Here is a 12371-nt window from a genome sequence, read left to right on the forward strand (position 1 = left end):
ATGGCTACGCAAGGCAACAACAGGACGAACGGCAAGGGCACCCCGCCCCCGGGGACCGATGCGCCTATTCGCAAGCAGGGCAGCTTTCCCGGCACGGACAGCGACGAGTGGCATCGCACGCTGACCGGCCGCCAAGCACCTGAACCGGTGAGCGCGAAGCTGCGGATGATTTACGGCAACATTGTCGCCGAACAGCTTCCCGACAATATGCTCGACCTGTTGTCGCAACTCGATCAAAAAAGTTCGAAACAATAATGGCCGACTCCGCTGCTGCGGCGCCCGGCGGCGACAGCCTGTCCGACGCCGAATTCAAGGTGTTGCTGGCTGGCGTGATCCCCCACCTTCGCGCCTATGGCCGCAGCCTGTCGGGCAGCCCCGACCTTGCCGATGACCTGACCCAAGACACGATGGTCAAGGCTTGGGCATCGCGCGAGCGGTTCGAACGCGGCACATCGATCAAGGCGTGGACCTTCGTCATCCTGCGCAACACCTTTCTGTCGCAGATGCGCCGCAACAAATTCGTCGGCGAATATGACGAAACTGCGGTCGAACGGACGATGTCGACCCGCGCCAGCCAGGAAGACAGCGGCGAAATGGCCGACCTGCAGCGCGGGCTGATGGAATTGCCGCAGGATCAGCGCGAGGCGCTGATCCTGGTGGGCGCTGGTGGCATGTCCTATGAAGAAGCCGCGAGCATTTGCGACTGCGCGCTGGGCACCATGAAAAGCCGCGTGTCGCGCGCCCGTGCCGCGCTCGAAGAGATTATGAACAGCGGTCAGTTCTCGCAAAAGCGCGCCGATGCCCCGCCGGCCAGCGAAGCGGTCGATGCGATCATGGACAGCGTCGAGATCATCACCGCGCGGCGTGAGGCGGCCAACCGCTAAGCAACACCAAGCCCTCTCGACTTTGCCGCGCCGCCGCGCCAGATTGGCGCATTCCTTCCTCTCCCAGCAAAGCGAGCCGCCTCCATGAAATCCCTGCCGTTCATCGCCCTCACCATGGCGCTCGCCGCCGGCGCCTGCTCGGCGAGCACCGCGTCAAGCCAGCCTGCCGATCCCGCCAAGCTCGACGCATCAGGCGAACAGCCCGCCACCCCGGTCGCCGACGCGCCGTTCACGGTTCAGGATGTCGCCAGCTTCAACGAACCCTGGGCGATGGCCTTCGTCCCCGGCACCCGCGCCGCGCTGATCACCGAGAAATCAGGCAAGCTGAAGCTGTGGCAAGAGAACGGCCCGACGCTCGACGTCGCGGGCGTCCCGACGGTCGCTTATGGCGGCCAAGGCGGCTTCGGCGACGTCATCGTCGCCCCCGATTTCGCGACCAGCGGCACCGTTTACTTGAGCTGGATCGAACCCGGTGAAGGCGGCACCTTTGGCGCGGTAGTCGGCATGGCAAAGCTGGTGCAGGGCGCCGCGCCGCGGCTGGAGGGTCTGAAAACGATCTGGACCCAGTCGCCCAAGGTCAGCGGCAAAGGCCATTATTCGCACCGCCTGACCTTTTCGCCGGACGGCAAATATCTGTTCATCGGATCGGGCGAACGGCAGAAGTTCGACCCGGCACAGGACATGCAGGCCAATCTGGGCAAGATCGTGCGCCTGAACCCTGACGGCAGCGTGCCCGCCGACAATCCGTTCGCGGCGCAAGGCGGCGTCACCGCGCAGATCTGGTCGCTCGGCCACCGCAACATCCTCGGCCTGACCTTCGACGGCGCGGGGCAGCTGTGGAACCAGGAAATGGGGCCGAAGGGCGGCGACGAGGTCAATCTGGTCGCGGCCAAGGCCAATTACGGCTATCCGATCGTGTCGAACGGCGATCATTATGACGGCAAGGATATTCCCGACCACCCGACCCGCCCCGAGTTTGCGGCGCCGAAATTGTGGTGGAACCCCGCGATCTCGCCGGGCGGTCTCGCCTGGTACAATGGTGATCTGTATCCCGGCTGGAAGAACAGCCTGTTGATGGGCGCGCTGTCGGGCGAAGGGCTGATCCGCATGGGGATCAGCGGCGACAAGCTGACCAAATCCGACCGCTGGGATTTCGGCACCCGCATCCGCGAGGTCGAGGTGCGCGATGACGGCACGGTGTGGCTGCTGATCGACGGCGAGGATGGCAAGCTGGTCAAGCTGGTTCCGAAGCGGTGAAACAAACTCATCCGCTCGTCCTGAGGAGGGGCTGAGCGAAGTCAAAGCTCCGTCTCGAAGGACCAAGTGCCGCGCCCGGTCCATCGAGACGCCATTTCGACAGGCTCAATGGCTCCTCAGGGCGAGCGGAACAGGTATAAGCCTTCCATGATCCGCAACTTTCTCACCCGGCGTGCCGAATGGCCTGCGCGTATTGCCGATCCCGACGCGCCGCCGTCGCTGGGCCTGCTGTGGCGCGAGGTGACGGGGTTGATGCGCGCGCTGTTGGGCCGCATTCGCGCGATGCCGCCCGAACCCAATCCCGACAGCGACCACCCGCCGGTAATGGTGCTGCCGGGGTTCCTGTCGGGCGACTGGGCGACCAAGGCGCTGCGCGCCGATCTGCGCCGCGCCGGATTTCGCTGCTACGCCTGGGGGCTCGGCTTCAACCGCGGCGCCACCCCCGACATCATCGAACGTATCGACAGCCGGGTGCAATGGATCATCGACCGCACCGGCCACGCCCCGGCCCTTGTCGGCTGGAGTTTGGGCGGCATTTACGCGCGCGAATATGCCAAGCACCATCCGACCAAGGTAGCGCGGGTCGTAACGCTCGGCTCGCCCTTTTCGGGCAGCCGCCGCGCCAACCGCGCCTGGCGGCTCTATCATCTGGTTGCGCGCCATCCGGTCGATAATCCGCCGATCGACTTTCACCCCGCGCCGCGCCCCGAAATGCCGACCTTTGCCCTGTGGTCGGCCTATGACGGCGTGATCGCGGTGGGCAGCGCGCGCGGACTGCCGCACGAAAGCGACCGCCAGGTCGAGGTCGACTGCGGCCATATGGGCTTTGCCTATGCTCCGACGTCGGTCGCGGCGATCGTCAAGGCCTTGCAAGAGGAAGTGGCCTGACGCGTTAAAGCACTCGGTGCATCACCAGCGCATCGACAAGGCCCAGGGCCGGATGGTCAAAGGCATCAGGCAGGCGACCGACGATGTCGAACCCCAGCGACTGCCACAATCCGACCGCGCGCGCATTACTGCTGACCACGAAATTGAACTGCATCGCGCGAAAGCCACGCGCCCGGCCATGGTCGATCGAATGGAGGCACATCGCGCGCGCGACGCCGCGTCCGGTGGCCGCAGCGCCCGTCATGTAACCGGCATTGCACACATGGCAACCGCCGCCCGCCTGGTTCGCGCGAAGATAATACGTGCCCAGGACGATGCCATCGCTCTCGGCGACGAACACCGCCTTGTCGGCGCCCAGCCAATAAGCGAGCGCAGCGTCCTCGCTCATATCACGATCCAGGGCATAGGTTTCGCCCGCGCGGATCGTCGGTTCGATGATCGCCCAGATAGCAGCGGCGTCGGCGGAGGTGACGGGTCGGATCAGCATCGCCGACGCCTATGCCCGAGCGGATCGGCTGGCAACAACCCTAAGCCAGGCACGCCTCCGCAATGGCGCCACATGGCGTGATTGCGGGCATAACACTCGACCGAAACGACTTGCCTCTCATCAATATACAATATATTGCGCAATATATTGTATATCTCCATGACAGTAAGGAATGATGTTCATATGAGGAAATTCGGATCGGTCGCGATCGTCGCGGCGGCGTGGCTTTTCTGTGTCGGCGCGACCGGCGAGGCGCCACTCACCGCCGCTGAGCGGCAACAGGTGGTCGACCAGCTGGGTCAGACGTTGGAGGCCAATTATGTCTTTGCCGACAAGGCGAAAACTCTCGCGGCAACGCTGCGCGCCCATCTCGACAAGGGCGATTACGACGGCGCGCAGGACAAGGGCGCGCTGGCGCAGGCGTTGACCAAAGACCTGGTCGCGGCCAGCAACGATCTGCATTTTTTCGTCGGGGTCGATCCCGCCTTTGCCGCCGACTATGCCGCCCGCAAAGATCCTGCGCGCGCCGCTGCCTTGCGCGAGAGCGACCGGCAGGCCGAACGGGCGAAAAATTTCGGCTTCACCGATCTGCGCCGCCTGGAAGGCAACATTGCCTATGTCGGAATGTCGCATTTCGCCGATCCCGAACTTGGCTACGACGCCGCCGCCGCGGCGATGCGCTTCATCGAAAACAGCGATGCCGTCATCTATGACATGCGGTACAACAATGGCGGTCACCTCGAGATGGCGCAGCTGCTGGCGAGCCAGTTGTTTCGCGGCGACAAGGATCAGGAGCTGTTCGATTATTATTACAGCGACGATGGCCGCCGCGTCGCGCGCGGCCAATGGGTGCTCCCCGCCCTGCCCGCCAAACGCCTGACCGGCAAGCCGGTCTACGTCCTGACCTCGTCGACCAGCTTTTCGGCCGCCGAATGGTTTGCCTATTCGCTCCGCAAGCTCGGCCGCGCGACAGTAATCGGCGAACGCACCGCGGGCGGGGCGCATCCGGTCGATCGCAAGCCGGTGGGCAGTGATTTTTTCGTGCAGGTGCCGATCGGCCAGATCCACGACCCGGTCGACCGCGGCGATTTTGAAGGACAGGGTGTCACCCCCGATCATGCCGTCGCATCGGCCGAGGCGCTGACCGTCGCCCACCGGCTGGCGCTGGCCGATCTCGCCAAAGCGGATCCGGCGAAACAGGCCGACGCCGACTGGTTCGCGCCCGCGCTCGCCGCGCGCGCCCGGCCGGTGCCAGTCGTGCCCGCGGACCTGAAGGCTATCGCCGGGCGCTATGACGGCCGCCGCATCGATATCGTCGGCGGTAAGCCGCTCTACACCTGGCGCGAACGGTTTCGCGTCACCCTCGAACCGCTCGGCAACGATCTTTTTGCTGTCGAGGGTGTCAGCGATTTCCGCTTCCGCATTGTGCGCAAGGCGGGCAAAGTCGCCGCGCTCGAACGCATCGACCGCGACGGAACGACAACAAACTATGCCCGCGACTGACGCCTCAACCGGTCTCGACGATATCTCCTTCCTCGGACGGCTCAGCGAAATGTTGAGCCAGATGATCGAGGACCAGACGCGCGACCTGTTCGATGCGGCGGGCATCGTCGTCCCGGTAAAATCCTGTTCGCTGCTGACCGCGCTGCGGCAGGCGGGCGAGGCGTCGCCCGCGCAGCTCGCGCGAACGCTGGGCCAATCGCACCAGCTGGTGATCCAGAAATGCCCGGCGCTGGTCCGCCTGGGGCTGGTAACCCAGCATCCCGACCCGGCCGACGCCCGCCGCAAGCTGCTTCGCCTGACCGACAAGGGCCGCGTGCAACTGGCCATGGTCGATGCGTATAGCGAGAATATTACCGGCGTTTACCAACGCCTCTTCGAAGAGACCGGCGATGTGCATGCGATGATATTGAAAACCTTGCAGGCGCTCAAATCGCGACCGCTTCGTGAGCGTATCCCGCCGACCCCGCGCTAATCCAGAAACGGCGCCACCACCGCGGCGGTCACCCGCAGCGGCCGCCCGCTCGCCTTGTCGAGCAGGGCCCACACCGTCCGCGCCCGGACATGGACTTTGCCATCAGCGCCGGTGAATTCCATGAAGCGGTCGAACTTGGCGCCCTGCGACTGGTCGGCGACCCAGGTCCGCGCGGTCACCGTTTCGCCGGGACCGAGCGCCCGTAGATAATCGATCTCATGCCGCACGACGACCCAGATATAGGCGTCCTTGTGCGATTGCGGCGCCGCGGCCTCCCAATGACCGGTCGCGACCTGCTGGATCCACTGCACCCAGACAGCATTGTTGACATGGCCCAGCTCGTCGATGCTGTCGGGGGTTGCGGTGAGCGAGAGGGTGAAGGATTTCATCGCCCGACCATAGCAACCCCCTCCCGCTTTCGGGAGGGGCAATTAAGCCAGCTCCACCGTCGTCACCATATAGCCCGCATCGCGCAGCGAGGCGACCAGGCTGTCGAGATGTTCGCGGTCGCGCGCTTCGCATTCGATGTCGGTGATCAAACCCTTGGCGGGCAAGGTGGTAAAGATACGCTGGTGATAGATTTCGATGATGTTCACCTGTTTTTCGTCGAACAGCTTCATCACCTTGAACAGCGCGCCGGGGCGGTCCTGCAACCGGATCCGCAGCCGCGCGATACGCCCCGACCGCGCCAGATCGCGCAACAGCACATTGGCGAGCAGGCGGGTGTCGATATTGCCCCCGCACAGTACCAAGCCCACTTTCCGCCCGGCAAATTCCTCGGGATGCGCGAGCAGCGCAGCGAGGCCAGCGGCACCCGCCCCCTCGACCACCGTCTTTTCGATCTGGAGCAGCAGGCTGACCGCGCGCTCCAGATGGCGTTCGGCGACGAGCACGATGTCGTCGTTGAGCTCGGCAACGCGCAGCCTTGTATAGTCGCCCGGTTCCTTGACCGCGATCCCCTCGGCCAGCGTATCGCCCTCGCACGCCATGTCGACGCCGTTCAGCTTGGCATACATCGATGGATAGAGTTCGGCCTGCACCCCGATCAGGCGGATGTCGGCATTGATCCCGCGCGCTGCGGTCCCCATGCCGGTGAACAGCCCGCCGCCGCCGATCGGGATGATCAGCGTATCGATCTCCGGCACATCTTCGAGCATTTCGAGCGCCACCGTCCCCTGCCCCGCGGCGATATGCGGATGATCGAAGGGATGAACAAAGGTCAGCCCGCGCTCGACTTCCAGCTCGCGGGCATGGGCATAGGCATCGTCATATTTCTCGCCGAACAGGACGATTTCGGCGCCATGGCTGGCGGTCTGATATACTTTCACCTGCGGCGTGGTTTTCGGCATCACGATCGTCACCGGCACGCCCAGCCGCTTGCCATGATAGGCCAGCCCCTGTGCATGATTACCCGCCGACGCGGCAATGACGCCGCGGGCGCGGGCCACGGGGTCCATCAGCAACAGCGCGTTGAGCGCGCCGCGTTCTTTATACGCCGCGGTGAATTGCAGATTTTCGAACTTCAGCCACACTTCGGCGCCGACCATTTCGGACAGCGTCTGCGAATGCAGCGTCGGGGTGCGCACGATCGCCCCGTTAATTCGCCCCGCCGCCGCGCGCACTTCGTCGAGGGTGATCGCCGGTAAATCGGCAGCGGACAGGGTGGGTGCGGTCGTGCTCATGATGCCGCTGGCCCTAGCCTATCTGGCGCACCGCGCAAACCATGGTTATGGACCGATGGATGAGCCAGGAAAAATTGCGGATCAGTTTCATCGGCACCGGCGTCATGGGCGGACCGATGGCGGGACACCTCGCCCGCGCAGGCCATGACCTCACCGTCTACAACCGCACCCGCGCCAAGGCCGACGCCTGGGTGGCGGCGCATGGCGGCGCCGCGGCAGCGACCCCGGCCGAGGCCGCAAAAGACGCCGATGTCGTGCTGACCTGCGTCGGCAACGACGATGATCTGGCGCAGGTGACCCTAGGCCGCGACGGCGCGTTCCGGGCGATGCGGCGGGGCGCGCTGTTCGTCGACCACACCACCGTGTCGGCGCGCATCGCCCGCCAGCTGTCGGTCGAGGCCGAGGGGCCGGGCATCCTGTGCCTCGATGCCCCGGTGTCGGGCGGCGAAGCGGGGGCGCAGAACGGCACGCTGTCGATCATGTGCGGCGGCACTCCCGCAGCCTTCGCCGCCGCCGAGCCGGTGATGCAGGCCTATGCCGCGCGCATGGTTCATATCGGCGGCCCCGGCGCCGGCCAGACGACCAAGATGGTCAACCAGATCGCGATCGCCGGGGTGTTGCAAGGCCTGTCCGAAGCGTTGCGCTTTGCCCAGGCATCGCGGCTCGACACCGACAAGGTATTCGAAGCGGTGTCGGGCGGCGCCGCGGCCAGCTGGCAGATGCTCAACCGCTGGGACACAATGGCGAAGGACGAATTCGATTTCGGTTTTGCGGTCGACTGGATGCGCAAGGATCTGGGCCTCGCGCTCGACGAAGCGCGGTCGAACGGCGCGACGATCCCGGTCGCTGCCATCGTCGATCAATTCTACGCCGATGTCCAAAAGGCCGGAAACGGCCGCCGCGACACCAGCTCGCTCATAACAAGGTTGCCGAAATGAACCGCCTCCTCCTGACTGCACTGGCGCTCACCCTCACCGCCCCCGCGCACGCCGATACGCTCGTCGACAATGTCAACGGCATCACCCTCGACAAGGACGGCAAGCTCGTCCGCTTCACCGGGCTGGTCATCGACAGCCAGGGCAAGGTCAAGCAACTGCTCGATCGCAAGGACAAGCGTCCCGAACGCCCCGATTTCAAACAGGACGGCCAGGGCAAGACCCTGATCCCCGGGCTGATCGACGCGCACGGCCATGTCATGGGGCTGGGCTTCCAACTGATGCTGCTCGACCTGTCGGAAACCAATTCGCTGGCCGAGGCGCAGGCCGCGATCCGCAAATATGCCGCCGACAACCCCGAAATGCCGTGGATCATCGGCCGCGGCTGGAATCAGGAAAAATGGGGCTTGGGCCGCTTTCCCACCGCTGCCGACCTTGACGCCGCGGTGCCAAACCGCCCCGTTTGGCTCGAACGCGTTGATGGCCACGCGGGGTGGGCCAATAGCGCCGCGATGACCGCCGCGAAAGTCACCGCCGCCAGCAAATCGCCCGAGGGCGGGCGCATCGAAATGGCGGGCGGGCAGCCAAGCGGCGTGTTTGTCGATGCCGCGATGAGCCTGATCGACAGCGCGAAACCCAAACCGCTCGCCCGCGACCTCGACCGGGCGCTTTATCTGGCGCAGCAGAAATTGCTTGCCCAGGGGGTCACGGCGATCGCCGACATGGGGACGACCATCCTCGACTGGCAGGCATTTCGCCGCGCCGGCGACAAGAAACAGCTGGCGGTCCGCATCCTCAGCTATGGCGGCGACATCGACAATATGGCGATCATCGCCGGGTCCGAACCGACCCCGTGGCTGTATGACGACCGGCTGCGGATGGTCGGGGTCAAACTCTATCTCGACGGCGCATTGGGCTCGCGCGGCGCCTGGCTGAAGGCGCCCTATAGCGACGCTGCCGGGCAGAAAGGCCTGCCGCTGCTTACCCCCGCCCAGCTCCGCAACAAGATGGTCCGCGCGTCGATGGACAAGTTCCAGGTCGCGATCCACGCGATCGGCGACGCCGCCAACGCCGAGGCTTTGGACGCCATCACCGACCTCACCGCCGACCTGCCGGGCGAACGCCGCTGGCGGATCGAACATGCGCAGGTGATCGATCCCACCGACATCCCGCGCTTCGCCAGCCTGAAAGTCATCGCGTCGATGCAGCCGGTCCATCAGACCAGCGACCGGCTGATGGCCGAAGCGCGGCTTGGCCCCGACCGCTTGAAGGGCGCCTATGCGTGGCGCAGCCTGCAAACCGCCGGGGTCCGCCTTGCCTTCGGCTCCGACGTGCCGGTCGAAAGCGCCGATCCGTTTGCCGGGCTGGCCGCCGCAATCTCTCGCACCGATGCCGCGGGTCAGCCGTTCGGCGGCTGGCGCCCCGAGGAAGCGGTGAACCGCGAAGCCGCGCTCGACGGCTTCACCCGCACCGCGGCGTACGCAGGCTTTGCCGAGGATCGCATCGGTACGCTGATGCCGGGGATGCGCGCCGACTTCCTGATCGTCGACGCCGACCCGATGCTGGCCAGCCCCGACGAGATCCGCCGCATGACCCCGCTCGAAACCTGGATCGGCGGCTATCGCTATTACAAGAAAAGCGAGGGCGCGACCGTTGGGCGCTGACACGCCGTCTCGTCGCGCGATGCTGACCGGTCTCGCCGCGCTGCCCGTCGCGGCGGCGGCGGCGGCGGCCGAGCGCAAGTCAAAGAAGCGCAAACCCGCCAAGCCCAAGGTCCAGCATGTCGATGTCGCGATCATCGGCGCCGGGGTGTTTGGCGCATGGACCGCGTGGCATCTGCTGCGCGCGGGCAAGTCGGTGCGGCTGTTCGACGCCTATGGCGCCGGTCACGCCCGCGCCTCGTCGGGCGGCGAAAGCCGCGTCATCCGCATGGGCTATGGCGCCGACACCATCTATTCGGAAATGGCCCGCGAATCCCTGCCCTATTGGCAGGCGCTCTCCGACACCGCCAGCGCGCCGATCTTTCACAACACCGGCGTCCTCTGGTTCGGGCCGTCGGGCGACAGCTACACCGCGCAGTCGCTGGCATGGCTGCAAGCCAACCGCGTTGGGCACGAACATGGCGACGTCACCTGGCTTCAGAACAAATATCGTCAGATCCAATTCTACCAAGGCGAGACCGGCATCCTCGAAACCGAATGTGGCGCGCTGATCGCGGGCCGCGGGGTGCAGGAGGTGATCGCCGACGCCCAGATCGCGGTCGAGCGCGTCGTCATGCCCGCACCGCTGCTATCGAAACGGATCAAGCGTCACAGCCTGCCCGACGGCGGCACCGCCGACCATCTGGTCTATGCCGCCGGCCCGTGGCTCGCCGAACTTTTTCCGCAGCAGCTGATGAACAAGATCGTCGCGACGCGGCAGGAGGTTTATCATTTCGGCGCCCCACAGGGTGATACCCGCTTTGCCCCGCCCGAACTGCCGGTGTGGGCCGACAACAGCAACAACGGCATCTTTTACGGCATCCCCGATCTCGAGGGCGCCGGGTTCAAGATCGCGATCGACCGGCATGGTCCGACGATCGATCCCGACACGATGGAACGGCAATTGACGCCGGAGGGGATCGCCGAGGCGCGCGCTTATATTGCCCGCCGCTTCCCCGGCCTCGTCAACGCCCCACTGATCGGCGGGCGCGTCTGCCAATATGAGAATAGCTCGAACGGCGATTATCTGATCGATCGCTTTCCGGGGCAGGAGCGCGTGTGGCTGGTCGGCGGCGGATCGGGGCACGGGTTCAAAAATGGCCCCGCGGTCGGCAAGCGCGTCGCGGCGCATATTCTGGATGCAAAGCTGGCGGTAGAGCCGCGCTTCAGCTTTGCGACCAAGGGGACGGTGGCCGCGCGGACGGTGTTTTGACGCACACACACCGTTCGTCCTGAGGAGCCATTGAGCTTGTCGAAATGGCGTCTCGAAGGACCCGGCGCAGCGTTCGGTCCTTCGAGACGGGCCTTCGCCAAGGCTCAGTCCCTCCTCAGGACGAACGGGTGAAATCGATGATCGAGTTCTAGACGGGGCCAGCATGAAACTCACCGACTGCCACAATATCGACGATTTCCGCGCCCTCGCGCGGCGCCGCCTGCCGTGGCCGGTGTTCGACTATATCGACGGCGCTGCGGACGACGAAGTCACGCGCCGCCGCAATCGCGCCGCCTTCGACGACTGCGACCTGATCCCCCGCGTCCTCGCCGGGGTCGAAAGCGTCGATATGAAAACGACGCTGTTCGGACGCGAGATGGCGATGCCGCTGTTCCTCTCGCCGACCGCGCTCCAGCGCCTGTTCCACTGGCAGGGCGAACGCGCCGTCCTGCGCGCCGCCGCGAACGCCGGCACGATGGCAGGCATCTCCAGCCTCGCGACGATCAGCCTAGCTGAAGCAGGCGCCCTCACCGACGGCCCCAAGCTGTTCCAGCTCTATGTCCACAAGGACGAAGGGCTGAACCGCGCGATGCTCGAAGCCGCGCGCGCCGCGAATTTCGATGCCGTTGCGCTCACCGTGGACACGATCGTCGGCGGCAACCGCGAACGCTGCCTGCGCTCGGGCTTCACCTCGCCGCCGCGCTTCACGTCGGGCAATATGCTGAGCTATGCCGCCAAGCCCGGCTGGGGACTCAACTATGTCCTCCGCGAAAAATTCAGCCTGCCCAATCTCGCGACCCACGTTTCGGAAGGATCGAGCGTCCCCAAATCGGTCGCCGACTATTTCACCTCGATGCTCGACCAGAGCCTCGATTGGAACCGCGCCGCGGCGATCCGCAAACAATGGGACGGCCCCTTTTGCCTGAAGGGCATCGCCGCAGTCGAGGATGCGAGACGAGCCGCCGACATCGGCGCCACCGCGATCATGGTGTCGAACCATGGCGGGCGGCAACTCGACGGCAGCATTTCGCCGTTCGATGCACTCGCCGAGATCGTCGATGCGGTCGGCGACAAGATCGAGGTCATCTGCGACGGCGGCATCACGCGCGGCACCCATGTGCTCAAAGCGCTGTCGGTCGGCGCCAAGGCCTGTTCGGGCGGCCGCCTCTATCTATATGCACTTGCCGCGGCGGGCGAGGATGGCGTCGCCCGCGCGATCGCGCTGCTCCGCGCCGAGATGGAACGCGGGATGAAATTGATGGGGGCCAAGACCCTGTCGGATCTTGGCCCCCACAATCTGCGCTGGCGGTAACTCCACCCTCTTTCGTCATCCCCGCGAACGCGGGGACC

The 12371-nt window shown here is 65.4% G+C and carries 13 protein-coding genes; 10 read left to right on the forward strand and 3 right to left on the reverse strand.

Going from position 1 to position 12371, the window contains the following annotated elements; genetic code table 11:
- The 4 genes from J2X44_RS14960 to J2X44_RS14975 all read left to right on the forward strand — a co-directional run bounded on the left by J2X44_RS14960 (position 1) and on the right by J2X44_RS14975 (position 3029).
- The gene (locus tag J2X44_RS14960; protein WP_310085706.1) at positions 1–255 is read left to right on the forward strand and encodes a NepR family anti-sigma factor; all 255 of its coding nucleotides are present in this window, start codon (positions 1–3) and stop codon (positions 253–255) included.
- Positions 255–884, forward strand: coding sequence for a sigma-70 family RNA polymerase sigma factor (locus J2X44_RS14965; protein WP_310085708.1), 630 nt, complete (start codon positions 255–257; stop codon positions 882–884). The genes J2X44_RS14960 and J2X44_RS14965 overlap by 1 nt, the downstream gene beginning before the upstream one ends.
- Before the next feature lie 84 nt (positions 885–968).
- A complete protein-coding gene (locus tag J2X44_RS14970; RefSeq protein WP_310085711.1) occupies positions 969–2141 on the forward strand; it encodes a PQQ-dependent sugar dehydrogenase in 1173 nt (390 codons plus the stop codon).
- A gap of 147 nt (positions 2142–2288) precedes the next feature.
- On the forward strand, positions 2289–3029 hold the full coding sequence (locus J2X44_RS14975; protein WP_310085713.1) for an alpha/beta fold hydrolase: 741 nt from the start codon (positions 2289–2291) through the stop codon (positions 3027–3029).
- A 4-nt stretch (positions 3030–3033) separates the two neighbouring features.
- On the opposite strand, the gene J2X44_RS14980 is transcribed toward J2X44_RS14975, so the two are convergent.
- The gene (locus tag J2X44_RS14980; protein WP_310085715.1) at positions 3034–3516 is read right to left on the reverse strand and encodes a GNAT family N-acetyltransferase; all 483 of its coding nucleotides are present in this window, start codon (positions 3514–3516) and stop codon (positions 3034–3036) included.
- Positions 3517–3699: 183 nt separating this feature from the next.
- Here J2X44_RS14980 and J2X44_RS14985 point away from each other — a divergent pair, with 183 nt between their 5' ends.
- Together J2X44_RS14985 and J2X44_RS14990 are read left to right on the forward strand one after the other, a co-directional pair.
- Complete coding sequence (locus J2X44_RS14985) at positions 3700–5019, forward strand: S41 family peptidase (RefSeq protein WP_310085717.1); 1320 nt, start codon at positions 3700–3702, stop codon at positions 5017–5019.
- Complete coding sequence (locus J2X44_RS14990) at positions 5006–5491, forward strand: MarR family winged helix-turn-helix transcriptional regulator (RefSeq protein ID WP_310085720.1); 486 nt, start codon at positions 5006–5008, stop codon at positions 5489–5491. The genes J2X44_RS14985 and J2X44_RS14990 overlap by 14 nt, the downstream gene beginning before the upstream one ends.
- Here J2X44_RS14990 and J2X44_RS14995 read toward each other — a convergent pair.
- Positions 5488–5880 (reverse strand): acyl-CoA thioesterase, encoded by a 393-nt coding sequence (locus tag J2X44_RS14995; RefSeq protein ID WP_310085722.1) that lies wholly within the window; start codon positions 5878–5880, stop codon positions 5488–5490. The genes J2X44_RS14990 and J2X44_RS14995 overlap by 4 nt on opposite strands.
- Before the next feature lie 42 nt (positions 5881–5922).
- On the reverse strand, positions 5923–7173 hold the full coding sequence (locus J2X44_RS15000) for a threonine ammonia-lyase (RefSeq protein WP_310085724.1): 1251 nt from the start codon (positions 7171–7173) through the stop codon (positions 5923–5925).
- A 59-nt stretch (positions 7174–7232) separates the two neighbouring features.
- Between J2X44_RS15000 and J2X44_RS15005 the strand changes: the two genes are divergently transcribed.
- From J2X44_RS15005 to J2X44_RS15020, 4 genes are all read left to right on the forward strand, one after another.
- Positions 7233–8111 carry an NAD(P)-dependent oxidoreductase gene (locus tag J2X44_RS15005; RefSeq protein WP_310085726.1) on the forward strand — a complete coding sequence of 293 codons (879 nt, stop codon included), beginning with the start codon at positions 7233–7235 and terminating at the stop codon, positions 8109–8111.
- On the forward strand, positions 8108–9772 hold the full coding sequence (locus tag J2X44_RS15010) for an amidohydrolase family protein (protein ID WP_310085728.1): 1665 nt from the start codon (positions 8108–8110) through the stop codon (positions 9770–9772). The genes J2X44_RS15005 and J2X44_RS15010 overlap by 4 nt, the downstream gene beginning before the upstream one ends.
- Before the next feature lie 19 nt (positions 9773–9791).
- Positions 9792–11021, forward strand: a complete 1230-nt coding sequence (locus J2X44_RS15015) for an FAD-dependent oxidoreductase (protein ID WP_310085731.1) — start codon at positions 9792–9794, stop codon at positions 11019–11021.
- Positions 11022–11184: 163 nt separating this feature from the next.
- Positions 11185–12333: an alpha-hydroxy acid oxidase gene (locus J2X44_RS15020; protein ID WP_310085734.1), complete on the forward strand. Its 1149-nt coding sequence runs from the start codon at positions 11185–11187 to the stop codon at positions 12331–12333.
- Positions 12334–12371 lie beyond the last annotated feature (38 nt).

The organism is Sphingopyxis sp. BE259 (assembly GCF_031457495.1).
Lineage (GTDB): Bacteria > Pseudomonadota > Alphaproteobacteria > Sphingomonadales > Sphingomonadaceae > Sphingopyxis.